Source organism: Cupriavidus sp. 2SB (assembly GCF_005503625.1).
Taxonomy (GTDB): domain Bacteria; phylum Pseudomonadota; class Gammaproteobacteria; order Burkholderiales; family Burkholderiaceae; genus Cupriavidus.
This window is the reverse complement of sequence record NZ_SCMX01000015.1, coordinates 31,712-56,940: the sequence shown is the minus strand read 5'-3', so window position 1 is coordinate 56,940 and position 25,229 is coordinate 31,712. Positions and strand designations below refer to the sequence as shown.

The window sequence follows — 25,229 nt, the reverse complement described above, 5'->3', positions numbered from 1 at the left end:
CAAAAAGATAGAAATGCTAATACCTGTTGACGCCACATTTGCGCTTTTGCTAAAGTCACTCGCACACCAAAGGAGGTACAGGGAAATGAATATCGAGGGGTTGTCAGCTGACGTACTCAGCACGCTGGGAAAGGCAGTGGATCAGGTCGAAGACTTGCATTGCGTTGTGGCCGCCGCGGCGGACATCCAGAAGTTGCCCGAGGCAGCGCGGGCAGAACAGGCGGTCAAGCTGGTCTGCGCCCTCGCGGCGCGCGCCACCGAAGCCGAAGGCACCACCGGCGCGCGCAAGGCGTTTGACGCCGTGCGCCGCCAGCAGCGCGCCCTGCGCCGTCACCGCTAAGGAGCCGGCCATGCTCGAGTCGAAGATCGAGGCCCATCTGGTCAAGCGCGTGAAGGAAATTGGCGGCACGGCCTACAAGTTCACCAGCCCGCAGCGCCGGTCGGTGCCCGATCGACTCGTGCTGCTGCCCGGTGGTCGCACCACGTTTATCGAGTGCAAGGCCACCGGCCAGACCCCCACGGAAGCCCAGGCGCGGGAGCACGCCCGCCTGTGGGCGCTGGGCTTCCCCGTTCTCGTCCTCGACAGCATCGAGGGTGTCGAGACTTTCATCGCAGGAGCACAACCGTGACCCAAGCCCTGTTCGCCGTGGCGTTCCTGCTCGGCCTGGCCGCCATCGTGGTCGGGGCGGTCGCCGCACAGAAACGATTCGAACGGATCATCGACGAGGAGGACCAGCGATGAACCATCCCCTCTACTGCACCATCTGTGGCGGCGCGAACCATCGCGCCTCGCATTGCCCGTGGGGCGTTCGTCTGGCGGGGCGCGGGTGATGCACGAATACCCGCCTGTCTTCGTCGCCAAGCCGGGGTCGTTCGTGTTTGCGGATGCGGATCACGTCACGATCACGGGCTGGGCATTCGACCTGCGCGGCCGCCCGCTCGCCCCGGGCGAGGACGCGTTCCAGAAATACCACACCGACATCACTATCGCCGCGTGGCATTACCTGAACGAACACCTCGAGCGCTCCCTCGGCGTCACGGTCTTCCGCACAGCTGCGCCCGACGATATCGATCTGGTGGATGCCTCCATCGAGATCGAGGCGCAACGGGAAACCGAGGCGCTGCTGGACAGGATCGCGCACCAATGACCCGCCAGCACTTCACCGCCCGCCCCTACGGTAAGCTGATCGAGAATCACATTCTCGATACGCAGCGTTGCGGCGTCTGGGCGGGCATGGGCATGGGCAAGACGGTGTCCACGCTCAACGCCCTGGATATCCTCGAGCTCGTCGAGCCCGGCCCGACGTTGGTCTGCGCGCCGCTGCGCGTGGCCCAGTCCACTTGGCCGGACGAGGCGAGGAAGTGGGCGCACCTGCGCAACGTCGACGTGGTGCCCATCATCGGCGACGCCAAGGCACGCGCCCGGGCGCTGGCCCGCGCCTACCTGCAGTCGGCCAGCATCTTCACGATCAACTACGAGAACCTGCCCTGGCTCGAGGAAACGCTCAAGCGCGAACGCATGCCGTGGCCGTTCCGCCGGATCGTGAGCGACGAGTCCACCAAGCTCAAGGGCTGGCGCGGTAGCCAGCAGACCAGCAAGACGGGCACGGAGTTCGTGCGCGGGGCTGGCGCCCAGCGGTCCCGCGTGCTGGCCCGCGTGGCGTTCACCCACGCCCATCGCTTTATCGAACTGACGGGCACCCCCTCGCCCAACGGGCTGCAGGACCTGTGGGGCCAGGCGTGGTTTCTCGACCAGGGCGCGCGGCTTGGCCGGACGTTCAAGGCGTTCAGCCAGCGGTGGTTCAGGAGCAAGGATAAGGGGTATGGCATCGAGCCGTACGACCACGCCCAGGCCGAGATCGAGAGCCGCATGCAGGACCTGTGCATGTCGCTGGACGCGCGCGACTGGTTCGACCTGCGCGAGCCCATCAAGAACCCGATCCGGGTAGACCTGCCCACCAAGGCGCGCGGGCTCTACCAGGACATGGAACGGAAGATGTTCATGCAGATCGGCGAGCACGAGGTCGAGGCGTTCAACGCGGCGGCCAAGACGATGAAGTGCCTGCAGCTGGCCAACGGCGCGGCCTACGTGGGCGAGGACGCCGAGCAGTGGGTCGACGTCCACGACGCCAAGCTGCAGGCGCTCGAGTCCGTGATCGAGGAAGCGGCCGGCATGCCGGTGCTGGTGGCCTACCACTTCCGGTCGGATCTGGCGCGGCTGCAGAAGGCGTTCCCCAAGGGGCGCCACCTGGACAAGGACCCGCAGACGATCCGCGACTGGAACGCTGGCAAGATCCCCGTGCTGTTTGCCCACCCTGCCAGCGCCGGCCACGGCCTGAGCCTGCAGGACGGCGGCAACATCCTGGTGTTTTTCAGCCTGAACTGGAACCTCGAGGAGCACCTGCAGATCATCGAGCGGATCGGCCCGACGCGCCAGATGCAGGCCGGGTACGACCGGCCGGTGTTCATCCACTACCTGATTGCCCGCGACACCATCGACGAATTGGTCATGGCGCGGATCGAAACCAAGCGCGAGGTGCAGGACCTGCTCCTCGAGGCCATGAAACGAAAGGGGTACAAATGAGCTGCCATTGCGACAACCCGGTGTGGAGGTGGGATGCCAAGGACATGTGGTGCTCCCAGTGCGGTGGCAGCGTCGGTCTGCACTCCAAGGACGTCCCTGCCGTCGCCGGCGTCACGTACCCACCTGTGACGTCGCCATCTGATGAGCTACAGGTACGGATGGCAAGGCGCTTGAGCTCCATCATCACTACACCGCCATGCGACGAGGCCGGGCTCCCGATGCTGGCCGAAGTCGCCGCTACACCGGCCAACCCGGTGGACGACCCCGTCCATCACCCCAAGCACTACACCAGCCATCCGAGCGGCATCGAGTGCATTCAGGTCACCGAACACATGGGGTTCAACCTTGGCAACGCCTTCAAATACATCTGGCGCGCCGATCTGAAACACGACGCAATCGAGGACCTGAAGAAAGCCCGGTGGTACCTCGAGCGCGAGATCGCGAAGCGGGAACAAGGAGCCTGACATGCAACGCACAATCCGCCGTGACGAGCTGCGCAAGATCGTGCCGCTGGCCGACTCCACCATCTACGAGATGGAGCGCCGCGGCGAATTCCCGAAGCGGTTCAACCTGACCGCGCGCTGCGTGGTGTGGGACCTGGCCGAGGTCGAGGCATGGATCCAGGCGCGCAAGCAGGCCAGCCTGCAGCCGGCGCCCGGCCCGGACGTGCGGCAGCGCCGCACGCGCCCGGTTCAGACCGTCGCGGCCACGTAGTCATCCACCATATCAGCCCACTGCTGAAGCATGTCGCGGCGCTGCTCGGCGTATTCCGCCTTGTTGTAGACCGCGCGCACCCCGCGCTGCTCGTGGGCCAGGCACTTCTCGATCCAGTCGGTGTTGAACCCCGCCTCGTGCAGGATCGTCGACGCCGTGCGCCGCATGTCATGCGGCCCGAAGTGCTCGAGCCCCAGCCCCTTCGACTGAGCCAGTTCCACCGTTACCGTGATCGACCGGTTTAGCGTCGCCTTCGACATCGGCTTGTCCGTGTCGTAGCGGTTCGACAACAGGTAGGGTGACGACCCGGCGCACGTCTTGAGCGCCACCAGAATATCGAGCGCCTGCTGCGACAGGTAGACGTTGTGCGGGCGGCGCCCCTTCATGCGTTCGGCCGGCACGGTCCAGACCGCATTGCGGAAATCCACCTCCTCCCACGTCGCGGCCTGCAGTTCGCCCTTGCGCAACATCGTCAGCAGGAGCAGGCGCAGCGCCAGCTTGATCGTGGGCAGCGTGCCGACGTGCTCGAGCTGCTTGAGGAACACCCCGATCTCCTCGGGTGACAGAGCTCGGTCCTTCGGCTTAAACGTGGCGATGGTCGACGCCCGCACCTCCGCTGCCGGATTGGTCGCCTTGAGCCCCTTACCGAGCGCGTAGCGGTAGACCTGGTTCACGATCTCACGGACGTGGACCGCTGTTGCAGGGGCACCACGCTCGTCGATGATCTTGTCGCACTGCTTGCGCAGGTCCTCGGGCGAGATCTCGGTCATGAGCCGGTTGCCCCATAGCGGCAGCGCGTCGCGGTTCAGCACGCTCTCGCGCATGTCCCGGGTGCTCTCAGCCATCTTGTGGTCCTTGAGCCAGCGCTTCGCCCACTCCCCGAACGTCTTGGCCTCGCGCACCTGCGAGCGCGCCCGCTGCTTTTCCTGCGCAGGCGACTTCCCCTCGGCAATCTGCTTCTTGGCGGCCAGGCACTTCTCGCGCGCCTCGGCCAGGCCGATGCCGGCCGGCCCGTACTTGCCGATGGTCAGCGTCTCGCGGCGCCCGTTCAGCCGATAGTCGAGCCGGAAGCTCACCACTCCCGTAGGGGTCACCGCCACATACAGGCCGTCCCGGTCGGCCACCTTGTACAGCTTGTCCGCGCCACGCAGGTTCTTGAGCTTTGTGTCGGTCAGCATCGTCAATCCGTCAGAACCGGGCCGCCGATACCGTCACGCTGGCGGTACCGCGAAATCGCCCGGAGAGCCTTATAGATATTGGGATTCCGCTTTGCCGATACCGTCACGCTCGGGCCTTGCCGCTGACGGTATCCGGTTGACGGAACGCGCAGCCCGAAGCATATACCGTCAAGGATACCGGCGCCAGAGTCCGGTTTCAGTCGATAGTCATCGATAGCCAAAAACACAAAACCCGCGACAGTGCGCGGGTTTCGGGATCATTCTCGATAGACTACAATAGCCAGCGGAGGATGTTCAATCACTCCCACTCGATCGTCGCAGGCGGCTTGCCCGATACGTCGTACACCACGCGATTCAGGCCACGCACCTCGTTGATGATGCGATTCGAGCAACGGCCCAGCAGCGCGTACGGCAGGTGTGCCCAGTGGGCGGTCATGAAGTCAGTGGTCTGCACGGCGCGCAGGGCCACCACGTAGTCGTACGTGCGGCCATCCCCCATCACGCCAACTGACTTCACCGGCAGGAACACCGCGAAAGCCTGGCTGGTCAGGTCATACCAGCTCTTGCCTACCTGGTTCGGCTCGCACATGCCCGCGGCGGCGTCCTGTTCCGTGGCGATGGTCTTGCGCAGTTCCTCGATGAAGATGGCATCGGCACGACGCAGAAGGTCGGCATAGTCGCGCTTGACTTCACCGAGGATACGCACGCCCAGGCCCGGACCCGGGAACGGATGGCGGTAGACCATCTCGGGCGGCAGGCCCAATGCCACGCCAAGTTCGCGGACTTCGTCCTTGAACAGGTCGCGCAACGGCTCCAGCAGCTTCAGGCCCAGCGTTTCCGGCAGGCCACCCACGTTGTGGTGGCTCTTGATCGTGGTGGCCTTCTTGGTCTTGGTGCCGCCCGATTCCACCACGTCCGGGTAGATCGTGCCCTGCGCCAGCCACTTGGCATTGCTCAGCTTCTTGGCCTCGGCCTGGAAAACTTCCACGAACTCGCGGCCGATGATCTTGCGCTTCTGCTCGGGATCGGTCACGCCGGTCAGATGACCGAGGAACTGCTCGGAGGCATCGACGTGAATCACCTTGGCGTGCAGGCGCCCGGCAAACATGTCCATCACCATCTTGCCTTCGTCCAGGCGCAGCAGGCCATGGTCGACGAACACGCAGGTCAGTTGATCGCCGATGGCGCGATGAATCAGCGCAGCGGCCACCGACGAATCCACGCCACCGGACAGGCCCAGGATCACCTCTTCGTCACCCACCTGCTCGCGAATCTTCTGCACAGCTTCCGTGATGTGATCGCGCATGACCCAGTCCGCCTTCGCGCCACTGACTTTGAGCACGAAGCGCTCGATCATCTCGCGGCCCTTCACGGTGTGCGTGACTTCCGGGTGGAACTGCACGCCGTAGTAGCCGCGCGCCTCGTCAGCCATGCCAGCAATCGGGCAGCTCGGCGTCGAGGCCATCAGCTTGAAGCCCTCGGGCAACGCCGTCACCTTGTCACCGTGGCTCATCCAGACCTTCAGCATGCCGTGGCCTTCCGGCGTGGCAAAGTCCTCGACCCCGTTCAACAGGTTCGTATGGCCATGGGCGCGCACCTCGGCGTAACCGAACTCGCGCGAATCGCTCCACTCCACCTTGCCGCCCAGTTGCACGGCCATGGTCTGCATGCCGTAGCAAATGCCCAGCACGGGCACGCCGAGATCCCAGACGGCTTGCGGTGCGCGCAGCTGATGGTCTTCGTACGTGCTGGCGTGGCTACCCGACAGAATGACGCCCTTTGGCGCGAATTCGCGGACAAACTCGTCGGTCACGTCGTTGGGATGAATTTCGCAATAGACATGCGCTTCGCGGACGCGGCGCGCGATCAGCTGCGTGACTTGCGAACCGAAATCAAGAATGAGGATTTTGTCGTGCATGATGTGCAGTTGGCGTTGCTTCCGGATCTTCGTCGGGCATCACTTCGGTGCCCGGACCGTAGCCGGGCGGCGGTGTGATGATCGGCTCGCGCCGGTATTCGGGGGATGCGGGGGACGTGGCCGCGCGTGTCGGACGCGGGGCGCCACGGTCGTACACGTCGGTCACGTCGCTTACGTCAGTCACGTCGCGGGCGTCGCGGACATCGGTGGCGTTGTTCGGATAATAAACCTCGGCGGGCCGCACTTCGCGCGCCGCCCTTGCCTGTTCGGCGAGTTCCCGCTCACGCAGCCGTACCTTCTTCGCAGCCGGGATCTGCACGATGGCGAAAAACAGCAGCATGGCGGCCATCGTCAGCAGCCATACCTTGCCCGCACCCTGTACGGGCATGTCCAGAAACAGCGTCCAGACCGCAATAAGGATCGCGCTGACCAGATTCACCCAGCCCACCGTACGCGCCACCGGCACCGTCAGATGACCGTTGATTGCGGCCGAGAACAGCAGCCAGGACATGCCGATCGTAGCAGCGCCCAGCAACTGGCCAAACAGCGCCGGCTCCGGCACAGGCAACTGCAAGGCGGCATAGAGCGTGGTGAACGGCGACATCAGCAACAGCATGCCGAGCAGCAGGTCGAGCAATGCGTCAAAAAACAGGACGGCTCGCAGCAATACCTTCATGAACAGGCGCTCCTTCTTGCGGCGCGGCCGCGTGGCCCCGTCAACATCGACGTAGCCAGCGCGGCCGTGGTGCCCCGGGGCCGGCATATCCGGCCAGGGGCTTGGGACTAGGTCAGTCGATACGGTAGTTCGGGGCTTCCTTGGTGATCTGCACATCGTGGACGTGCGACTCACGCATGCCCGCGGCGGTGATCTGGACGAACTCGGCGCTCTCGTGCCAATTCGGAATCGAGCTGGCTCCGCAATAGCCCATCGAGGCGCGGATACCACCAGTCAGTTGGTGGATGATCGCCTGCACCGGACCCTTGTAGGCCACGCGACCCTCGATGCCTTCCGGCACGAGCTTGTCGACGTTCGCAGTGTTGTCTTCCTGGAAGTAGCGGTCTGCCGCGCCATCCTTCATCGCACCCACCGAACCCATGCCGCGGTAGCTCTTGAACGAGCGCCCCTGGAACAGGAACTCCTCGCCCGGCGCTTCCTCGGTACCCGAGAACATGCCGCCCATCATCACGGTGTGTGCACCGGCTGCGAGCGCCTTGGCCACATCGCCCGAATAACGGATACCGCCGTCGGCGATCAGCGGCACGCCCGTGCCCTTGAGCGCTTCGGCAACGTTCGACACGGCGGTAATTTGCGGCACGCCCACACCGGCCACGATACGCGTGGTGCAGATCGACCCCGGGCCGATACCGACCTTTACGCCATCTGCACCATGCTCGACCAGCGCCAGCGCGGCTGCACCGGTGGCGATATTGCCGCCGACCACTTCAACTTGCGGGAAATTCTGCTTGACCCAGCGCACGCGATCCAGCACACCCTGGCTATGACCGTGCGCAGTATCTACGACGATGACATCGACGCCGGCCTTGACCAGCAGTTCCACGCGTTCGTCATTATCGGGACCCACGCCCACTGCGGCGCCTACGCGCAGTTGGCCATGCGCATCCTTGCTGGCCAGCGGGTTGTCCACGGCCTTCTGAATATCCTTCACCGTGATCAGGCCGCGCAGCTCGAATGCACCGTTGACGACCAGCACACGCTCCAGGCGGTGGCGGTTCATCAGACGCTTGGCTTCCTCGAGCGGTGCACCTTCGGCCACGGTCACGAGTTTCTCGCGCGGGGTCATCTTGGCGCGCACCGGGGCGTCGAGTTCTTCCTCGAAGCGCAGGTCGCGGTTGGTAATGATGCCGACTACGGTCTTGCCCTCGAGCACCGGGAAACCCGAAATGCCATGCTGCTGCGACAGTGCGATCACATCGCGCACCTTCATGTCGGGCGAAATGGTGATCGGATCACGCAGCACACCCGATTCGTAGCGCTTCACGCGCGCCACTTCACGAGCCTGGTCAGCGGGCTTCAGGTTCTTGTGGACGATACCGATACCGCCGGCCTGGGCCATGGCAATGGCGAGGCGAGCCTCCGTCACTGTATCCATGGCGGCGGACAGCAGCGGAATATTGAGTTCGATCGAACGGGTCAGTCGGGTGCGGAGGGAAACATCCCGGGGCAGGACGGCCGAATAGGCCGGGACGAGCAGCACGTCATCGAATGTGAGTGCTTTCTGGACAAGACGCATAGCGAATCCTCTAGGCGCAAAAGCAGATTATACAGGAATGCAGGATTTGCTGATGCGTTCCTGCAATGCGTTTGCTATTCTCGGCCTCCTTTTTCAACGGCGCATCGGAGACCATGGGAATCGGCGTATTGTGCGGCCTCCTGGCCGGGGCCTTCTGGGGCATGGTCTTCATTGCACCCAAGCTGCTGCCCGCATTCTCTCCATGGGAATTGGCAATCGGCCGCTATCTCGCTTACGGGATCGTGGCCTGCGTTGCCGCCCTACCGCTGATGCGTCGCATTGCCCGCAAGCTTACGCGCGCCGACTGCATCGCCCTGCTGCGTCAGGCGTTCACGGGCAATCTTCTCTACTACGTGCTGCTTGCGTTTGGCGTGCAACTGGCAGGCGTCGGCCCGACTTCACTGATCATCGGCATCCTGCCGATTTCGGTCACGCTCATGGGCCGGCGCGATCATGGCGCCGTGCCGCTTGGCAGACTGGCTCTTCCGTTATTGGTGGTGGCCGCAGGCATCGCCTGCATCAACATCGACCTCTTCGCTGGCGGCGACGGCGCGCAGGGTGCCGTGGCGGGTGCGCTGGCCCGTCCGGCCTGGCAGAAGCTGGCCGGCGTTGTCTGCGCGGCGGGGGCGTTGATCTGCTGGACGCTATACGCCGTGGACAACGCACGCTACTTGCAGCGCAATCCACAGTTCAGCGGAAATGAATGGTCCGCGCTGTATGGGTTGTCTACCGGACTTGTCTCATTGATTCTGGCTGTGGTGGGCTGGCTGGCCTTCGCCGACCATCTGACAGCGCCCGGCAGCGGTCGGGAATGGCAGTGGTTCTGGACGGTCAACGCTGCCGTTGCGCTTGGCGCGTCGCTTATTGGCAACAATCTCTGGAACATCTCGAGCCGCAGATTGCCATTGACGCTATCGGGTCAGATGATCGTATTCGAGACGCTTTTCGCGCTGGCGTACGGTTTTGTGTTCGATCACCGCTGGCCGCGACCACTGGAAATCGCCGCCATCGCTTTGCTGATGGTGGGTGTGGCATGGTCGGTCCGCTTGCACGCGACGGACAAGGCTCAGTAGACTAGCGCAATGCCGCACGGGTCACATCGCTGTCAACCCCACCGGCGCATGATGTCCATCACTCTTGCAACCTGCCTGACCTGCTCACGACTTCGCCATGAAACGATCCGTGCTGTATCCGCTGATTGCTGCAACGCTCGCTGCGCTTGTGCCGGGCACCGCCATCTCGCAATGGCAATGGACGGATGCCAACGGGCGCACCGTCTACAGCGACGTGCCGCCCCCGCTGTCTGTGCCGGCAAGCGCGATCAAGGCTGCGCCCGGGCGCTTTGCCGGGGCCTACCGGCCGGTCGAAGCCGACGGCTCTGCCACCGAGATCCAGAACGATGGCAGAACGGCAGCGAAAGCCGCGAAGCCCGGCGAGCCGCGTATGCAGTCCGTGAGCACCAAGAGCAAGGGCGAGAAATCGGGAGACGCTGACGAAGCGTTCCGCGAGCGTCGCGATGCGCGGATCAAGGCTGATTTGGAAGCTGCGACGAAGGAACGCCAGGATCTGGCACGTCAGGAGAAATGCCAGGAAATGCGCAACTATGCGACGGGCCTCAGCCAGGGCGTCCGCGTATCACGATCCGGTCCGGACGGTGCGCCACAGCGACTCAATGACGAGGAGCGCTCCGCCGAAATCGCCCGGATGAACGAATCGCTGAGCCAGCACTGCACGAGCTAGGCTCCCGGAAACATCAGTCGCCCGCCCCGCCGCGCAGCCATTTCTGGCCTTCCCGGATGCCAGTGGCTGTGGCACGGGTTTTCTGCACACGCTTGCGGCGCGCCTGCTTGGGATCAGCCGTCAAGGCACGATAGACTTCGACGCGATCTCCCTCGCGCACCGGGGTGTCAATGGTCTTGAGCTTGCCGAAAATGCCCACGCGCATCGTGGTGGGATCCACTTCCGGACACGTGGCGATCAGTCCGCTGGACTGAACGGCCTGCATGATCGTAGTGCCTGCGGGCACCGCCACGGATTCGAGGAATACCGTATCGGGCCGCGCGTAGCAGACCGAGAGACGTACGGTGCCGCCAGGCTCAGGACTTGTCGGCATACACTACCTCGGCACGCTTGACGAAGGCATCGACGAAGGTATTGGCGATGACGCTGAAGGCCGGCCCGATGATCTTTTCGAGCAGAACGCTCGAAAACTCATAGTGAAGGTGAAACTCGACCTTGCAGGCATCGGCTCGCAGGGGCGTAAATCGCCAGCAGCCATTAAAGGTCTTGAAAGGACCGTCTGCGAACGTCATATCGATACGCGTCGGCCGCTCCTGGGTATTGCGTGTATGGAAATACTGCTTGATGCCACTGAAATGGATGTTGATCTTGGCATCGAGCAAGGTCTCGGTCTGTTCGAAGACCTCCACTCCGCCACACCAGGGCAGGAATTTTGGATAATCTTCCACGCGCGTGACCAGGTCGTACATCTGTTCGGCGGAGAAACCGAGCAGTACGGATTTATGGACGTCTGCCATGTATTCGGATCGCAGGCCCCGCGAAACTGGGCTGGGGCCGGGTGGTTTGCTAGAATCCCGATTTTAGCCGACAGCCGCCAACACGGCACGCCCGGCTTGGCCTGCGCACCACACCGCTGGTTCGACAACCGGCCACACACCAGATAACCGGCCACCTGACAGACCAGGCGGCCCGCAAAGGATTCCACCACCCGCATGACGATCGCTGACAACAAGAAAGCCTTTTTCGACTACTTCATCGAAGAGCGCTATGAGGCCGGGATCGTGCTGGAAGGCTGGGAGGTCAAGGCAATCCGCGCAAACCGCGTCCAGATCAAGGAAGGTTACGTCGTAGTCCGCGACGCCGAAATGTTCCTGATTGGCGCCCACATCAGCCCGCTGCAGAGCGCCTCCACCCACGTCACGCCCGACCCCGTCCGGACGCGCAAGCTACTACTCAAGGCCGAAGAGATCAAGAAACTGATCGGCAAGGTGGAGCAACGCGGTTACACCCTTGTCCCGCTGAATCTCCATTACACGCGTGGCCGGGTGAAGTGCGAAATCGGCCTCGCCAAGGGCAAGAAACAGTTCGACAAGCGCGAAACCGAGAAGAATCGCGACTGGGAACGCGAAAAGGCCCGCATCATGAAGGGCGGCACCAATGAGTAGGTCCGCAGTTGCGGCAAAAAAAACGGAGGCCAAGGCCTCCGTTTTCTATGGTGCACAGGACTTCAGATCTTCGTCCCACCCTGCGACTTCACGATCTGCAATGCGGTCGCAACCATGCTGCTCATATCGCCCAGGTTACCGGGAACAATCAGCGTATTGCCCTGCTTGGCGAGGTTCGCGAAGGCTGCCACATATTCCTCGGCCACCTTCAGGTTCATGGCCTCCACCCCACCTTCGCTCCGAATGGCATGGCCGATCTTTGCAATCGCCTGAGCATTGGCCTCCGCCACTGCCAGAATGGCGTTCGCCTCGCCCTGCGCCTGGTTGATAGCAGCCTGCCTTTCCCCTTCGGACTTCTGAATGGCTGCCTCTCGGGCACCGGACGCCAGGTTGATCTGCTCCTGGCGCTTACCTTCCGATGCTGCGATCAACGCTCGCTTCTCGCGTTCAGCCGTGATCTGGGCCTGCATCGCATGCAGGATCTCCTTGGGCGGCGTCAGATCCTTGATCTCGTACCGCAGTACCTTCACCCCCCAGTTTGCTGCAGCCTCATCGAGCGCATTGACCACGCTGTGGTTGATGAAATCGCGCTCTTCGAACGTCTTGTCGAGTTCCAGCCGGCCAATCACGGAACGCAGCGTCGTCTGCGACAACTGCGTAATCGCCACCACAAAGTTGCTGGAACCGTACGACGCCTTCATCGGGTCCGTCACCTGGAAGTACAAGACCCCGTCGACTTGCAACTGCGTGTTGTCCTTGGTGATACACACCTGGCTCGGCACATCGAGCGGGATTTCCTTGAGGATGTGTTTGTAGGCAACGCGATCGACAAAAGGCACCACGATCGACAGGCCCGGCGTCAGGGTCGCATGGTAACGGCCCAGTCGTTCCAGTACCCAAGCGTGCTGCTGCGGCACGATCTTGATGGATTTTGCGATCAGCACGATCGCACCAACAAGCAGAATCAGCGGAAAAAGGCCAAGCTGGAAAGCAGACATCAACAAAACTCCCGTCAAAGAAAAAAGCCGGCACCCATGGCCGTGAGATCTACCGTGGCGACACGATCAACGTAGTGCCCCGTACTTCCACGATCCGATATCGTCCCGGCGTCGGAACACTCCCCGGCGCCAGTTCCACGGTCCAGTCAGCGCCGCGGTATGGCACCCGGGCTCGACCGAAGCCATCCCAGGCGCCTACATCCAGTTCCTGCCCAATATCCAGGTTGACGTTTGGATCGGTGCCCGGCTCCCTGCGCCGCAAGCGGCCATAGCGCGTACGTCGCAGCGCCGCTATCGCAATGACCGCAACGACGGCAGCCACTACGGTCTGCAGTGGCACGTCCAGGCCCAACATGGCAGCAACACCCCCTGCCACAACTCCGGAAGCAATCATCAGCAGATAGAACGTGCCTGTGGCCATTTCCGCGATGATCAGAATCACCGCAGCAGCAAACCAAACGTAATACGGCGTCATCCCGCTCCTTTCCATTTCACAAAACGCCAACCCGAAAAACAAAAACCCCCGCCAAACGCCTTCGGCGTCTGCGGGGGCAGTAGGAACACCTGCCGCAGGGCCGGTGCCGCACGACGCCGGTTCAGGACCGGCGCCAATTTGTTGTCATGTCGCTATTGTGACGTGTAATGCCTCACGAAGCCAGCTGCTTCCAGGTTTCGACCACAGAATCAGGATTCAGCGAGATGGACTTGATGCCTTCCTGGGCCAGCCATGCCGCGAAGTCCGGGTGATCCGAAGGACCCTGACCGCAAATACCGACATACTTGTCCAGGCGCAGCGCCGTGGAGATGGCGCGTTGCAGCATGAAGCGCACGGCCGGATCGCGTTCGTCGAAATCCTTGGCCAGCAATTCCATGCCCGAGTCGCGGTCCAGGCCCAGCGTGAGCTGCGTCAGGTCGTTCGAGCCAATCGAGAAACCATCGAAGAACTGCAGGAATTCCTCGGCAAGAATCGCGTTCGACGGCACCTCGCACATCATGATGATACGCAGGCCGTTCTCGCCGCGCTTGAGACCGTGCTTGGCGAGCAGGTTGATCACGCGCTCGGCCTGGCCCAGCGTGCGCACGAACGGCACCATGATCTCGACGTTGGTCAGACCCATTTCGTCGCGCACGCGCTTCATGGCCTTGCATTCCATCTCGAACGCTTCCGCGAAGTCTTCCGAGATGTAACGCGACGCGCCACGGAAACCCAACATCGGGTTCTCTTCATCCGGTTCGTAGCGCGACCCACCGATCAGCTTCTTGTACTCGTTCGACTTGAAGTCCGACAGACGCACGATCACAGGCTTCGGATAAAACGCTGCGCCGATCGTGGCCATGCCTTCGGCCAGCTTGTCGACGTAGAACGCGCGCGGACTCGCGTGGCCACGTGCCACCGACTCCACGGCCTTCTTCAGGTCGGCATCGACTTGCGGATAGTCGAGGATCGCCTTCGGATGGACGCCGATGTTGTTGTTGATGATGAATTCCAGGCGGGCCAGGCCCACACCTTCGTTCGGGATCTGTGCGAAATCGAAGGCCAACTGCGGGTTGCCGACGTTCATCATGATCTTGGTCGCGATTTGCGGCATCTCGCCGCGCTGGACCTCGGTCACCTCGGTTTCGAGCAGACCATCGTAGATCCGGCCTTCGTCGCCTTCTGCGCAGGAAACGGTCACGAGGGTGCCGTCCTTCAGCAGATCGGTCGCGTCGCCGCAACCCACCACGGCCGGAACGCCCAGTTCACGCGCGATGATCGCGGCATGGCACGTACGGCCGCCACGGTTCGTGACGATTGCCGCAGCGCGCTTCATCACCGGTTCCCAATTCGGGTCGGTCATGTCGGCCACCAGCACGTCGCCCGGCTGCACGCGTTCCATTTCGGACGGGTCGTTGATGACGCGCACCGGACCCGTGCCGATCTTCTGGCCAATCGCGCGACCGCTCGTCAGCACGGCGGACGTGCCCTTGAGCTTGAAGCGTTGCTCGGCCTTGCCAGCCGATTGGCTCTTCACCGTTTCCGGACGCGCCTGCAGGATGTAGATCTTGCCATCCTTGCCGTCCTTGCCCCACTCGATGTCCATCGGGCGGCCATAGTGCTTCTCGATGGTCATCGCGTAGCGCGCCAGCTCGCTGACATCTTCGTCGGTGATCGAGTAGCGGTTGCGCAGTTCGGGCGGTACGTCCACGGTCTTCACGCGGCCAGCTTCGCCGGGCTTCGTGAACTCCATCTTGATCAGCTTCGAGCCAATCGAGCGGCGGATGATCGGGTAGTGGCCGGCTTGCAAGGTCGGCTTGAAGACATAGAACTCGTCCGGATTCACGGCGCCCTGCACCACCGTTTCACCCAGGCCGTAGCTCGACGTGATAAAGACCACGTCCGGGAAACCGGATTCGGTGTCGATCGTGAACATCACGCCCGAGGCGGCCAGATCCGAGCGGACCATGCGCTGGATACCGGCCGACAGCGCCACGACGTCGTGGGCAAAGCCCTTGTGCACGCGGTAGGAGATCGCACGGTCGTTGTACAGCGACGCAAATACGTGCCTGACCTTGTCCAGCACGTCATCGATACCGCTGACGTTCAGGTACGACTCCTGCTGACCGGCAAACGATGCGTCGGGCAGGTCTTCGGCCGTGGCCGACGAGCGCACGGCGAACGACGCCTCGGCACCTTCGCGCGCCGATACGCGCGCGTAGTGCTCGCGGATCTCGGCGTCGAGACGGGGCTGGAACGGTGCAGATGCCACCCAGCCGCGGATTTCCGCGCCAGCTTCGGCCAGCGCCTTGACGTCATCGACGTCAAGCGTCTTCAGACGTTCCGAGATACGCGCGGTGAGATTGTTGTGTTCGAGAAAATCGCGAAAGGCCAGGGACGTGGTCGCGAAGCCGCCGGGTACGCGTACGCCGGCGTTGGCGAGTTGCGAGATCATTTCGCCGAGCGACGAATTCTTGCCGCCGACGATCTCGACATCCTGCATGCGCAGTTCTTCAAACGGCAGCACGTAGGCGCCGTTATCTACCTGGTTGGTCATAAAAGCCTCAAAACAAAGTAAGAAATCTTTTGCACCGACCGGTATGTTGTTGATGTTCTGTCCCCGGCGGATCGCTTGGCTGAGCAATTCCGGCTGCAATCGGCAACTTCCGATGCTGCACCGCACATTGTCGACAATCGGGCCCCGGATCGTTGCCTGATCGACGTTGGCGGAATTGCTTAGCCAAAAGATCGCCGCTATTCTACCGTGCCGCATCGCACTTTCGCGCGGCGGCCGTCTCAAAAATAATTGTCCAGACATGTCCCTGCCTGACGCGCCTGACGCATCGCAACCCGCCTCCGCCCCAGCCACTGACACCGCGCCGGCTGCCAGCGCTGTGCAGCCCGCAGCCCCCGCGACAGCGGATCGCCCTGCTGTACGTACGGTCTTTATCGTTTCCGATGGTACCGGCATTACGGCCGAAACGTTCAGCCACTCGATTCTCGCGCAGTTCGAGATGCGCTTCCGCAAGGTGCGGATGCCGTTTGTGGACACGCCGGAAAAGGCACATATCGCTGTCAGCAAGATCAACGAGGCCTTCTACAACGAGGGCGTACCGCCCATCGTCTTCACCACGCTGGTCAACTCCGACTCGAACAAGGCGATACGCCGCGCCAAGGGCATGATTCTTGACATGTTCCAGACCTTTATCGAGCCTCTCGAGAAGGAACTGGGGCTGAAATCCACCCACGCGATTGGCCGGTTCCATCAGAATGCCGACACCGAGGCCTACAAGAACCGCATCGAGGCGATCAATTTTTCGCTTGCCCATGACGACGGCCAGTCCCACAAGAACCTGGCAGAAGCTGATGTCATCCTGGTGGGCGTTTCCCGTAGCGGCAAGACCCCTACCAGCCTGTACCTGGCCATGCAATATGGCCTCAAGGCCGCGAACTACCCGCTGATTCCGGACGATTTCGAACGAGGCAGGCTTCCCTCCGCGCTCTATGCCTTCAAGGCCAAGATCTTCGGCTTGTCCATCGATCCACAGCGACTGACCGAAATTCGCAACGAACGGCGCCCGGGTAGCAAGTACGCGGCTGTGGAAAACTGCCGCTATGAAGTCAACGAGGCGGAAGCCATGATGCGCCGCGAGGGCATCAAATGGCTGTCGTCAACGCACAAGTCGATTGAAGAGATTGCGACAACGATTTTGCAGGAGATCAAAGTCGACCGCGATAACTACTGATTTGCGGGCATCTTTGAGAATCGTCCAATAGGCATACGGCAGTCATGAGCGCAGGATGAAGTCATCGTCCAAGCACAGCAAGTAGCAACTCAGCGCCGTTGCCGCACCGCTTCAAACAGGCATATTGCCGTGGCGGCAGCTACGTTCAGAGACTCCAGCCCCCCTGGCTGTGGAATACCGACCGTGCGGGTAACCCGCTCCATCCACTCCGCGCTCACTCCCGCCCCTTCATTGCCGACAATCCAGCCAACGGGTTGGCGCAGATCGGTATCGAAAACGGCAGCATCGGCGTGGGAAGACGTCGCGAACAGTGGGACTGACAAGCGGCTGGCAAGCATGTCCAGCGTGCAATGCTCGACGATATTGAGATGGAAGTTGGCACCCATCCCGGCTCGCAGCGTCTTGACGGACCAGGCAAAGGCACAGCCGGTCGTCAGGAATGCGTGGGGAATGCCCGCCGCTGCGGCGCTGCGCAGGATGGAGCCGACGTTGCCAGCATCCTGCACGCCATCGAGGATGATGCAATCGGTGTCGATCGTCGCGGGTAGATGGCCCGCCGGCGTTTCGATGACGAACAGCAGATCGATGCCGTTGACGACATTGCTGATCTGCGCAAACAACGCATCTGCAAGCACGACGACGCGCTCCGGCTCGATGCGCTCCAGCAGAGAGCGCACTTCGGAATGATCGTAGTGACGCTCGCTCACGACGCAACTGACCGGCTGCCCAAGCGCGGCGACATAGGCATCGGCCAGATGAACACCGTCCAGTACCGACTGGCCGGCCTTCCGGCGCTGATGCGTGGAGCCGACCAGGGCCTTCAGGTGCTTGAACAGCGCGTTATCGCGCGAAGTGACGTGCTTCAAGGAAAATCTCAGAAAGGCGGCGTTTCGTCGGTAACGGTATGGGCCACGGTGGCCGCCCGCTCACGTTCGAGTGCCTGCCGAACGGGCGCAAAGGAGCGCCGGTGATGAGGCGTTGCACCATGCTTGTCCAGCGCGGCAAAATGCTGTGGCGTCGGATAACCAAAATGGCTGTCGAATCCGTACTCCGGATACTTGGCGTGCAGTTCGAGCAGATTGCGATCGCGTGCCACTTTCGCCAGGATCGATGCAGCGGAAATCGCGCGAACCTTGGCGTCTCCCTTGACAATCGCCTCGACGGGGAACGGCACCTCGGGGCAACGATTTCCGTCGACCTGCACAAGATCGGGAATCACTCCGCTGGCGGCCAAGCCCTGCACGGCCCGTCGCATGGCGAGCATCGACGCGTGCAGGATGTTGATCGAGTCGATTTCCTCGACAGTGGCGAATGCGATATGCCAGCCCAGCGCATGCTCGCAAATCCGTTCGAAAAGCGATTCCCGCTTTGCTGCAGTCAGGATCTTGGAATCTGCCAGCCCACGAACCTGACGCGCGGGATTCAGGACAACCGCCGCAGCGTAGACCGGGCCCGCCAACGGGCCCCGACCAGCCTCGTCCACGCCACACAAACGCTGCACAACCGCTACCGTCTGTGTCAGATCCAGTCCGATTTGCGTGGAAGTGCCTGCCTTGGGCCGGGCCATCAGCGCACTCCCCGACTGTGCATCAGGTCGACTACCACTCCCGAAGCCAGATTCGCCGTGTCGCGCTTCAGCGTGTGATGCATTGCGGTGAAGTGTTCGCGCAGGAAGGCCACGTTGCCCTCGTCATTGAGTTGGAGCAGCGTTTCTCGTGCCAGCGCATCCGGCGTGGCATCGTCCTGCAACAGTTCGGGCACGACGAAACGTCCTGACAGAATATTAGGCAGTCCCACGTACGGCAGATAGCCTTGCCGTTTCATGATCTGCGCGGTCAGCCAGGGCACCTTGTAGGAGATAACCATCGGCTTCTTGTACAGGGCTGCTTCCAACGTGGCCGTGCCACTGGCCAGCAACACTACATCCGACGCCTCCATTGCCAGATGCGACTGACCATCCACAACTTGAATATCCAGCTCGGGATGCTGGTTGTGGAGACCTTCGATAATGTCCCGCAGTGCAGGACTGGCTGCCGGCACGACAAACGCCAGGTTACCGTCCATGCGATGCATCCGTGCCATGGCCTCGAAAAATGTCGCGCCAAGATTGCGGACTTCCGATTGGCGGCTGCCCGGCAGCACCGCGACGATGCGCTTGCCGGCCGGCAGGCCCAGCTTCTCGCGCGCGCCAGCCACATCCGGCACCATCGGGATGACGTCGGCAAGCGGATGGCCGACGTAAGTCGCCGGAATCCCCGCCTTGGCGTAAATCTCGGGCTCGAAAGGGAACAAGCAGAGGATGTGATCCACCGCGCGGGCGATAGTGCGGATACGACCGCCTCGCCACGCCCAGATCGAGGGACTTACGAAATGCACGACCGGAATGCCAGCGCGACGCAGTGGCACCTCGAGCCCGAAATTGAAATCGGGCGCATCCACACCGATAAAACACAGCGGGGGCTGGGCAATCAACTGTTCGCGAATCGCTCGACGCGTGGCAAGAATCTCTCGCAGCGAGCCCAGCACTTCCACGTAGCCGTTGACCGACAGCGTATCCATCGGCCAGTGCGAGACGAACCCTTGCGCCATCATGCGCCGCCCGCCGATGCCTGCATAGCTGACTGACTCGCCGAGCCGGGCTTGCAACCCCTCGAGCAACAGCGATGCGAGCAGATCGCCCGACGCCTCGCCGGCGACCATGGCAATCGTGCCTCGCTTGTTCCTATCCGCAGCCCCCTCGACGGGAAGCGCGGCCTGTACGGCAGCCTCGACCATGTGCAGCCGGAATCAGCGAACGATGCCGCGCTGGGTGGCGGCGAGGAACTCCACGAACGACTTCAGCGGCGCAGCGGTTGCGGCATCCGTTTGCCCGAGCATCGCGGTGATTTCATTACGCGCATCGTCGAAGCTCAGATCTGATTTGTACAGCAGCTTGTATGCCTGGCGCAGCGAGGCAATCTGTGCGGCGTCGAAACCACGACGACGCAAACCTTCCACGTTGACACCGTGCGGCGTGGCCTTGTTGCCGTTCTTGTCGCTGGCCGCGATCACGAACGGCGGCACGTCCTGAACGAGCGCCGAAGCGCCACCGAGCATGGCGTGCGCGCCGATGCGGACAAACTGGTGGACTCCGCTCATGCCGCCGAGAATTGCCCAGTCACCCACTTCCACGTGGCCGGCAATCTGGGCATTGCTCGAGAACACCGTATGGTTGCCCACACGGCAGTCATGCGCGATGTGGACATAGGCCATGATCCAGTTGTCATTGCCGAGGCTGGTCAAGCCACGATCCTGCACGGTTCCGGTATGGATCGTCGTGAATTCGCGGATGGTGTTGCGATCGCCGATATCGAGCCGGGTCGGCTCGTTGGCGTACTTCATGTCCTGCGGGACGCCGCCCACCGAGGCATACGGGCCGATGCGGTTGTCCGCGCCGATGGTCGTATGACCCTCGACCGTGGTGTGCGCGCCAACCCGTGTACCGCTGCCGATGCGTACATTCGGTCCGATGATGGAAAATGGGCCGACTTCGACATCGGCAGCCAGTTCAGCCTTCGGATCGACCAGTGCGGTAGGATGGATTTGCGTCATACGTCGTGTCCTGTTCTTGCGGTTGTGCCCGGAGTCGGGTCAATCAGGCGTCGGCCTGCTTGACCGTACACATCAGCTCGGCCTCGCAGGCAACTTCACCGTCCACAGTGGCGTTGGCCTTGAACTTCCAGATGCCGCGAATGTAGCGTTCCACGGTCACATTCAGGTGGAGTTGATCGCCGGGGTACACCACGCGCTTGAAGCGCGCGCCATCGATGCCGACGAAGTAGTACAGCGAACCTTCCTTGCGCTCCATGTCCGCGCCAAACGTCAGCAGCCCGGCCGACTGGGCCAGCGCCTCCAGGATCATGACCCCGGGCATGACCGGTTGTTCCGGGAAATGTCCCATGAAGTACGGCTCGTTGATCGTCACGTTCTTCAGGGTCTTGATGCGCTTCTGCGGCTCGAACTCGAGCACCCGGTCGACCAGCAGGATCGGGTAGCGATGCGGCAGCAGCTTCAGGATCTTGCGGATATCGATATCGGAGGCTGTCATGATGATCTCTCTTCGTCTTGTTTGTTGCTATTGGACCCGGCCGGCGTGCCGCGCAGGCGGCGTTCCAGCTGTACCACGCGTTCGCGCAGCTTCGACAAGCCGCGTACGATGGCGGCATTGCGTTCCCATTCACCATGCGAAGTAAACGGAAACACGCTGGTGAAATGCCCACCGGGTTTTGTAATCGATTTGGTAATCGAGGTGCCGCCGGACACGGTGGTCCGGTCAGCGATATTCAGATGGCCGGAAAAATTCGCTGCGCCGCCGATCACGCAGAACTTGCCGATCCGGGTGCTACCCGAAACGGCCGCCGTACCCGCAATCACGGTATGCGCGCCCACATGCACGTTGTGCGCGATCTGTACCTGATTATCGATCTTGCACCCGTCCTCGATCACCGTGTCGGCCATGGCGCCACGATCGACGCACGTATTTGCACCGATCTCAACGTCATTGCCCAGTATCGCGCGTCCAACCTGCGGAATCTTGACGTACTCCACTCCAGCCGGACCGATATCGGGCGCAAAGCCGAAACCATCCGCGCCAATGACCGCCCCGCTATGCAGGATATTGCGCGCGCCCACTACGCAACGATGATAGACAGAAACGTTGGCATAGATGAGCGTATCTTCGCCAATCTCGGCGCCTGCGCCGATAAAGGCATTTGCCAGGATACGCACCCGTTCGCCAAGTCGGGCACCAGCCTCGATCACGACATTCGGGCCGATAAAGCACGATGCCGGGACCACTGCGTCTGACGCCACCGTCGCGCGCGGATCGATACCCAATCGCGGGTCCGCATTGGCCGCACGGTCGAACCGTTGCGCAACGCGGGCGAAACAAACGTAGGGATTGCGTGCGACCAGCCAGTTACGGCCTTCGGCATGGCCTTCCGCATGGATGCGGTCCAGATCCGTCTGTGAAACGATCACGGCACCGGCCTTCGACGCGAGCGCCTGGGCCTGGTAAAGCGGATTGGACAGGAACGACAGGTCGCCGGAACCGGCCTGGTCGAGCGGCGCGAGACCGCTCACGGGCAGGTCGGGATCACCCACAACCTGCGCGCCGTATTCGGTGGCGAGCTGACCCAGTGTGGGTGTCTGCATGGCGGTACTTCCTTGAAAAACGAAAACGGTGATCGACGCGGGCGACGCTGCTTACTTCGCGCCGGCGTTCAGCGCCTTCATCACGTCATCCGTGATATCGATGCGAGGATTCACGTAGACCGCTTCCTGGACGATCAGGTCGTACTTGCGCTGCTCGGCCAGTGAACGAATCACGCGGTTCGCACGTTCCAGCACCTGCGCCAGTTCCTCGTTACGGCGCTGGTTCAGGTCTTCACGAAACTCGCGCTGCTTGCGCTGGAACTCGCGATCCAGATCGGCCACTTCGCGCTGACGACGCTGACGGTCTGCGTCTGCGAGTACGGCGGTGTCCTTGTCGAGCTTGTCGGCCATGCCCTTGATCTTCTGGGCCATGTCCTGCAGTTCGCGATCGCGCTTCGAGAATTCCTGCTCGAGCTTGACCTGTGCAACCTTTGCCGGCTGCGAATCACGCAGGATACGCTCGGAGTTCACCGCGGCAATGCGGGTTTCCTGCGCCATTGCCGGCGCCGCCGCGCAAAGGGCCACTGCGGCCAGAGCAGCCGCGCTCAGGGATTTCATCAGTGGAGTGTGGAGTTTCATCAAGCAAATCCTTCTGGGGATCAGAACGCGGTACCGATCTGGAACTGGAACCGCTGAACCTTGTCGGTCTCGTCCTTCTTCAGCGGGAAGCCCATGCTGACCTTGAGCGGACCAATCGGCGACAGCCAGGACAAACCAAAGCCGGTAGAGTACTTCAGGTCACTGAAGGTAATCGGGGCGCCTTCCTGATAGACGTTACCAAAGTCGAAGAACGTGAACAGCCGCAGCGTGCGGTCGACACCCGAACCGGGCAGCGGGAACACGAATTCCACGTTACCGATCAGCTTCGACGCACCACCCACCGGGTTGCCGTTCTGGTCCTTCGGACCCAGCGTGCTGGTCTGGTAACCACGCACCGAACCGATACCGCCAGCGTAAAAGTACTTGAACACCGGGAACGGCGTATCGCCGTAGCCGTGACCATAGGCCACTTCACCGTTGAAAGCCAGTGTGAATGCTTTCGACAGCGGGTAAAAATACTGCTGCTGGAAGCTGGCGCGATAGTACTGGGTATCGCCGCCCGGCACACCGACTTCGAGGTTGGCCTGGGTATAGGGTCCCTTCGTAGGGATCAGTGCGCTGTCGCGACGGTCGCGGGCCCAGCCAATCGTGAACGGGAAGTTATTGATCGGATCGCCGCTGTTCTTGCCGATCTTCTGCAGCCAGGCCGCATATTGGCTAGGCGTGTTCGACGACGTATAGACCTGGGTCCGCTCATAGCCGATACCGAAGAACACCGTATCGTTCTCGGAGAACGGCACGCCGAACTTGAAGCCACCACCGGCCGAGACGATCTTGTAGTCCTGGTCGCCCGTGTAGTACAGCGGACGCGACGTACGGTAGTAAATATCGGTCGAGCGGCTAATGCCGTCCACCGTGAAGTACGGGTCATACTGCGTCAGCGCGATCGTACGGAATGACTTCGCCGTGTTCACGTCGAGGCCAAGGCTGGTACCCGAACCGAACACGTTGTCCTGACGCAGGCCAGCTTGCAGCACGAGCTTGTCGGTCGACGAAAAACCCAGGCCCAGGCTGATCTGGCCAGTCGGCTTTTCGGTCACGTTCACGTTCACGTCGACCTGGTCGGGCGCACCCGCCACGTCTTCCGTGGTGATATTCGTGTCCGTGAAATAGCCGGTCCGGTTGATACGAGCCTGCGACTGCTGCAGCTTCTCGCTATCGAACCACGAGCTTTCCATCTGGCGCATTTCGCGACGCACCACCTCGTCCCGCGTCTTGCTGTTGCCCACCACGTTCACGCGGCGCACATAGACACGGCGGCCCGGGTCGACCATCAGGGTCAGCGCAACTTCACGCTTTTCCTTGTCGATCTGCGGCTGCGGGTTGATCGTCGTGAAGGCATAGCCATAGGTTCCCAGCAGGTCCGTGATGGCCTTCGTGCTGGCGGTCAGCTTCTCGGACGAGAAGATGTCGCCCTTCTTGAGCTTCAGCAGCTTCTCCATCTCGTCCTGCTTGCCGAGCAGTTCGCCAGCGAGACGGATATCGGAGACCTTGAACTGCTCCCCTTCGCTGATATTCAGCGTCAGGTAAATATCCTTCTTGTCCGGGGTAATCGACACCTGGGTCGATTCGATCTGGAATTCCAGATAACCGCGGTTCAGGTAGAAAGAGCGCAGCGCTTCCAGATCGGCCGTAAGCTTTTGCTTCGAGTACAGATCGTTCTTCGTGTACCACGACAGCCAGTTCGGCGTGGACAGCTGCATTTCATCGCGCAGCGTACCTTCCTTGAAAGCCTTGTTGCCGACGATATTGATCTGGCGGATCTTGGCGACCGGACCCTCTTCCACGTTGAACACCACGGACACGCGATTGCGGTCAACGGGGGTCACGGTGGTCTGAACGTCGGCAGCATAGTAGCCGCGCGCCACGTACTGGCGCTTCAGCTCCTGCTCGGCCTTGTCGATCAGCGCCTTGTCGTAGTAACGCGCTTCGGCCACGCCAACGGCACGCAACGAGCGGCGCAGCGTGTCCTTGTCGAATTCCTTGATGCCGACGAATTCAAGCTGGGAAATCGCCGGACGTTCCTCGACCTGCACGACCAGCACGCCGTCTTCGGCGCGGATCTGCACGTCCTTGAAGAAACCGGTATTGTAGAGCGCACGAATTGCGTCGGCGCCCTTGTCGTCGGTAAATGTTTCACCAACGCGGACAGGCAGATAGCCAAATACGGTACCCGGTTCCACGCGCTGCAAGCCTTCAACGCGGATATCCCTGACCACGAACGGATCTGCGGCCCAGCCCGCCGGGCTCCACGCAGCAATAATGGCACTCGTCAGCAAGCCCAGCGAGATGCGCTTATTTCTGATCAAAGTCGATCCCCTCTTCCTCATCGATTTCATGCAGGGTATTGGCTCCAGTGCCGGCTCCAGCGTTGTTGGTACACCAG

The 25,229-nt window shown here is 61.9% G+C and carries 25 protein-coding genes and 2 pseudogenes; 10 read left to right on the top strand and 17 right to left on the bottom strand.

Annotated features, from left to right (window positions below; translation table 11 throughout):
- Window positions 1-85: 85 nt before the first annotated feature.
- From FFS21_RS09745 to FFS21_RS09720, 6 genes and pseudogenes are all read left to right on the top strand, one after another.
- On the top strand, window positions 86-340 hold the full coding sequence (locus tag FFS21_RS09745) for a hypothetical protein (protein ID WP_137924626.1): 255 nt from the start codon (window positions 86-88) through the stop codon (window positions 338-340).
- Between the two features lie 10 nt (window positions 341-350).
- Entirely contained in the window at window positions 351-629 is a 279-nt protein-coding gene (locus FFS21_RS09740) for a PDDEXK family nuclease (protein WP_137924625.1), read from the top strand.
- A 201-nt stretch (window positions 630-830) separates the two neighbouring features.
- Complete coding sequence (locus FFS21_RS09735; protein ID WP_137924624.1) at window positions 831-1,148, top strand: hypothetical protein; 318 nt, start codon at window positions 831-833, stop codon at window positions 1,146-1,148.
- Window positions 1,145-2,584 carry an SNF2-related protein gene (locus FFS21_RS09730; RefSeq protein ID WP_137924623.1) on the top strand — a complete coding sequence of 480 codons (1,440 nt, stop codon included), beginning with the start codon at window positions 1,145-1,147 and terminating at the stop codon, window positions 2,582-2,584. Before FFS21_RS09735 ends, FFS21_RS09730 begins: the two co-directional genes overlap by 4 nt.
- 170 nt (window positions 2,585-2,754) lie before the next feature.
- Window positions 2,755-3,048: a DUF3310 domain-containing protein gene (locus tag FFS21_RS09725; RefSeq protein WP_249359247.1), complete on the top strand. Its 294-nt coding sequence runs from the start codon at window positions 2,755-2,757 to the stop codon at window positions 3,046-3,048.
- A gap of 4 nt (window positions 3,049-3,052) precedes the next feature.
- Window positions 3,053-3,298: pseudogene (locus tag FFS21_RS09720) on the top strand (helix-turn-helix transcriptional regulator); the annotation flags it as partial.
- On the opposite strand, the gene FFS21_RS09715 reads toward FFS21_RS09720, so the two are convergent.
- From FFS21_RS09715 to guaB, 4 genes are all read right to left on the bottom strand, one after another.
- Window positions 3,277-4,476, bottom strand: coding sequence for a tyrosine-type recombinase/integrase (locus FFS21_RS09715; RefSeq protein WP_137924621.1), 1,200 nt, complete (start codon window positions 4,474-4,476; stop codon window positions 3,277-3,279). The pseudogene FFS21_RS09720 and the gene FFS21_RS09715 overlap by 22 nt on opposite strands.
- Before the next feature lie 298 nt (window positions 4,477-4,774).
- Window positions 4,775-6,394, bottom strand: a complete 1,620-nt coding sequence (gene guaA / locus FFS21_RS09710) for a glutamine-hydrolyzing GMP synthase (RefSeq protein ID WP_137924620.1) — start codon at window positions 6,392-6,394, stop codon at window positions 4,775-4,777.
- Window positions 6,369-7,070: a hypothetical protein gene (locus tag FFS21_RS09705; protein WP_137924619.1), complete on the bottom strand. Its 702-nt coding sequence runs from the start codon at window positions 7,068-7,070 to the stop codon at window positions 6,369-6,371. Before FFS21_RS09705 ends, guaA begins: the two co-directional genes overlap by 26 nt.
- A gap of 112 nt (window positions 7,071-7,182) precedes the next feature.
- Entirely contained in the window at window positions 7,183-8,646 is a 1,464-nt protein-coding gene (gene guaB, locus FFS21_RS09700; protein ID WP_137924618.1) for an IMP dehydrogenase, read from the bottom strand.
- A 113-nt stretch (window positions 8,647-8,759) separates the two neighbouring features.
- Between guaB and FFS21_RS09695 the strand changes: the two genes are divergently transcribed.
- The gene (locus FFS21_RS09695) at window positions 8,760-9,719 is read left to right on the top strand and encodes a DMT family transporter (RefSeq protein WP_137924617.1); all 960 of its coding nucleotides are present in this window, start codon (window positions 8,760-8,762) and stop codon (window positions 9,717-9,719) included.
- Between the two features lie 109 nt (window positions 9,720-9,828).
- Complete coding sequence (locus FFS21_RS09690) at window positions 9,829-10,386, top strand: DUF4124 domain-containing protein (RefSeq protein WP_249359244.1); 558 nt, start codon at window positions 9,829-9,831, stop codon at window positions 10,384-10,386.
- A gap of 13 nt (window positions 10,387-10,399) precedes the next feature.
- Here the strand turns inward: FFS21_RS09690 and FFS21_RS09685 are convergent, their stop codons facing one another.
- Both FFS21_RS09685 and FFS21_RS09680 read right to left on the bottom strand, forming a co-directional pair.
- Window positions 10,400-10,759, bottom strand: a complete 360-nt coding sequence (locus FFS21_RS09685; protein WP_137924615.1) for an RnfH family protein — start codon at window positions 10,757-10,759, stop codon at window positions 10,400-10,402.
- A complete protein-coding gene (locus FFS21_RS09680) occupies window positions 10,743-11,183 on the bottom strand; it encodes a type II toxin-antitoxin system RatA family toxin (RefSeq protein ID WP_137924614.1) in 441 nt (146 codons plus the stop codon). The genes FFS21_RS09685 and FFS21_RS09680 overlap by 17 nt, the downstream gene beginning before the upstream one ends.
- Window positions 11,184-11,372: 189 nt before the next feature.
- On the opposite strand from FFS21_RS09680, the pseudogene smpB reads away from it, so the two are divergent.
- Window positions 11,373-11,831 (top strand): annotated as a pseudogene (smpB, locus tag FFS21_RS09675) (SsrA-binding protein SmpB); the annotation flags it as partial.
- Between the two features lie 62 nt (window positions 11,832-11,893).
- Here smpB and FFS21_RS09670 read toward each other — a convergent pair.
- The 3 genes from FFS21_RS09670 to ppsA form a co-directional block, all read right to left on the bottom strand.
- Window positions 11,894-12,829, bottom strand: a complete 936-nt coding sequence (locus FFS21_RS09670) for an SPFH domain-containing protein (RefSeq protein WP_137924612.1) — start codon at window positions 12,827-12,829, stop codon at window positions 11,894-11,896.
- Window positions 12,830-12,878: 49 nt separating this feature from the next.
- Window positions 12,879-13,304 (bottom strand): NfeD family protein, encoded by a 426-nt coding sequence (locus tag FFS21_RS09665; protein WP_137924611.1) that lies wholly within the window; start codon window positions 13,302-13,304, stop codon window positions 12,879-12,881.
- 172 nt (window positions 13,305-13,476) lie between these two features.
- Window positions 13,477-15,861, bottom strand: coding sequence for a phosphoenolpyruvate synthase (gene ppsA / locus FFS21_RS09660; protein WP_137924610.1), 2,385 nt, complete (start codon window positions 15,859-15,861; stop codon window positions 13,477-13,479).
- 259 nt (window positions 15,862-16,120) lie between these two features.
- Between ppsA and ppsR the strand changes: the two genes are divergently transcribed.
- Window positions 16,121-17,050, top strand: a complete 930-nt coding sequence (gene ppsR / locus FFS21_RS09655) for a posphoenolpyruvate synthetase regulatory kinase/phosphorylase PpsR (protein ID WP_137924675.1) — start codon at window positions 16,121-16,123, stop codon at window positions 17,048-17,050.
- Window positions 17,051-17,139: 89 nt separating this feature from the next.
- Here ppsR and FFS21_RS09650 read toward each other — a convergent pair whose 3' ends face one another.
- The 8 genes from FFS21_RS09650 to bamA form a co-directional block, all read right to left on the bottom strand.
- Entirely contained in the window at window positions 17,140-17,916 is a 777-nt protein-coding gene (locus tag FFS21_RS09650; protein WP_137924609.1) for a TrmH family RNA methyltransferase, read from the bottom strand.
- Window positions 17,917-17,924: 8 nt separating this feature from the next.
- Window positions 17,925-18,617: a ribonuclease HII gene (rnhB, locus tag FFS21_RS09645; protein ID WP_137924608.1), complete on the bottom strand. Its 693-nt coding sequence runs from the start codon at window positions 18,615-18,617 to the stop codon at window positions 17,925-17,927.
- Entirely contained in the window at window positions 18,617-19,750 is a 1,134-nt protein-coding gene (gene lpxB / locus FFS21_RS09640; protein ID WP_370459303.1) for a lipid-A-disaccharide synthase, read from the bottom strand. The genes rnhB and lpxB overlap by 1 nt, the downstream gene beginning before the upstream one ends.
- A gap of 87 nt (window positions 19,751-19,837) precedes the next feature.
- On the bottom strand, window positions 19,838-20,641 hold the full coding sequence (lpxA, locus tag FFS21_RS09635; protein WP_137924606.1) for an acyl-ACP--UDP-N-acetylglucosamine O-acyltransferase: 804 nt from the start codon (window positions 20,639-20,641) through the stop codon (window positions 19,838-19,840).
- 43 nt (window positions 20,642-20,684) lie between these two features.
- Window positions 20,685-21,137 (bottom strand): 3-hydroxyacyl-ACP dehydratase FabZ, encoded by a 453-nt coding sequence (gene fabZ / locus FFS21_RS09630; protein ID WP_137924605.1) that lies wholly within the window; start codon window positions 21,135-21,137, stop codon window positions 20,685-20,687.
- On the bottom strand, window positions 21,134-22,243 hold the full coding sequence (gene lpxD, locus FFS21_RS09625) for a UDP-3-O-(3-hydroxymyristoyl)glucosamine N-acyltransferase (RefSeq protein ID WP_137924604.1): 1,110 nt from the start codon (window positions 22,241-22,243) through the stop codon (window positions 21,134-21,136). Before lpxD ends, fabZ begins: the two co-directional genes overlap by 4 nt.
- Window positions 22,244-22,294: 51 nt before the next feature.
- Window positions 22,295-22,822, bottom strand: coding sequence for an OmpH/Skp family outer membrane protein (locus FFS21_RS09620; RefSeq protein WP_137924603.1), 528 nt, complete (start codon window positions 22,820-22,822; stop codon window positions 22,295-22,297).
- A gap of 20 nt (window positions 22,823-22,842) precedes the next feature.
- On the bottom strand, window positions 22,843-25,152 hold the full coding sequence (gene bamA, locus FFS21_RS09615) for an outer membrane protein assembly factor BamA (protein ID WP_137924602.1): 2,310 nt from the start codon (window positions 25,150-25,152) through the stop codon (window positions 22,843-22,845).
- Between the last annotated feature and the right edge of the window lie 77 nt (window positions 25,153-25,229).

What these genes read in the sequence shown, in the direction of transcription:
- FFS21_RS09745 (WP_137924626.1), top strand. Translation starts at nt 86, where the DNA reads ATGAATATCGAGGGGTTGTCAGCTGACGTACTCAGCACGCTGGGAAAG.
- FFS21_RS09740 (WP_137924625.1), top strand. Translation starts at nt 351, where the DNA reads ATGCTCGAGTCGAAGATCGAGGCCCATCTGGTCAAGCGCGTGAAGGAA.
- FFS21_RS09735 (WP_137924624.1), top strand. Translation starts at nt 831, where the DNA reads ATGCACGAATACCCGCCTGTCTTCGTCGCCAAGCCGGGGTCGTTCGTG.
- FFS21_RS09730 (WP_137924623.1), top strand. Translation starts at nt 1,145, where the DNA reads ATGACCCGCCAGCACTTCACCGCCCGCCCCTACGGTAAGCTGATCGAG.
- FFS21_RS09715 (WP_137924621.1), bottom strand. Translation starts at nt 4,476, where the DNA reads ATGCTGACCGACACAAAGCTCAAGAACCTGCGTGGCGCGGACAAGCTG.
- guaA (WP_137924620.1), bottom strand. Translation starts at nt 6,394, where the DNA reads ATGCACGACAAAATCCTCATTCTTGATTTCGGTTCGCAAGTCACGCAG.
- FFS21_RS09705 (WP_137924619.1), bottom strand. Translation starts at nt 7,070, where the DNA reads ATGAAGGTATTGCTGCGAGCCGTCCTGTTTTTTGACGCATTGCTCGAC.
- guaB (WP_137924618.1), bottom strand. Translation starts at nt 8,646, where the DNA reads ATGCGTCTTGTCCAGAAAGCACTCACATTCGATGACGTGCTGCTCGTC.
- FFS21_RS09695 (WP_137924617.1), top strand. Translation starts at nt 8,760, where the DNA reads ATGGGAATCGGCGTATTGTGCGGCCTCCTGGCCGGGGCCTTCTGGGGC.
- FFS21_RS09685 (WP_137924615.1), bottom strand. Translation starts at nt 10,759, where the DNA reads ATGCCGACAAGTCCTGAGCCTGGCGGCACCGTACGTCTCTCGGTCTGC.
- FFS21_RS09680 (WP_137924614.1), bottom strand. Translation starts at nt 11,183, where the DNA reads ATGGCAGACGTCCATAAATCCGTACTGCTCGGTTTCTCCGCCGAACAG.
- FFS21_RS09670 (WP_137924612.1), bottom strand. Translation starts at nt 12,829, where the DNA reads ATGTCTGCTTTCCAGCTTGGCCTTTTTCCGCTGATTCTGCTTGTTGGT.
- FFS21_RS09665 (WP_137924611.1), bottom strand. Translation starts at nt 13,304, where the DNA reads ATGACGCCGTATTACGTTTGGTTTGCTGCTGCGGTGATTCTGATCATC.
- ppsA (WP_137924610.1), bottom strand. Translation starts at nt 15,861, where the DNA reads ATGACCAACCAGGTAGATAACGGCGCCTACGTGCTGCCGTTTGAAGAA.
- ppsR (WP_137924675.1), top strand. Translation starts at nt 16,121, where the DNA reads ATGTCCCTGCCTGACGCGCCTGACGCATCGCAACCCGCCTCCGCCCCA.
- rnhB (WP_137924608.1), bottom strand. Translation starts at nt 18,617, where the DNA reads ATGGCCCGGCCCAAGGCAGGCACTTCCACGCAAATCGGACTGGATCTG.
- lpxB (WP_370459303.1), bottom strand. Translation starts at nt 19,750, where the DNA reads ATGGTCGCCGGCGAGGCGTCGGGCGATCTGCTCGCATCGCTGTTGCTC.
- lpxA (WP_137924606.1), bottom strand. Translation starts at nt 20,641, where the DNA reads ATGACGCAAATCCATCCTACCGCACTGGTCGATCCGAAGGCTGAACTG.
- fabZ (WP_137924605.1), bottom strand. Translation starts at nt 21,137, where the DNA reads ATGACAGCCTCCGATATCGATATCCGCAAGATCCTGAAGCTGCTGCCG.
- lpxD (WP_137924604.1), bottom strand. Translation starts at nt 22,243, where the DNA reads ATGCAGACACCCACACTGGGTCAGCTCGCCACCGAATACGGCGCGCAG.
- FFS21_RS09620 (WP_137924603.1), bottom strand. Translation starts at nt 22,822, where the DNA reads ATGAAACTCCACACTCCACTGATGAAATCCCTGAGCGCGGCTGCTCTG.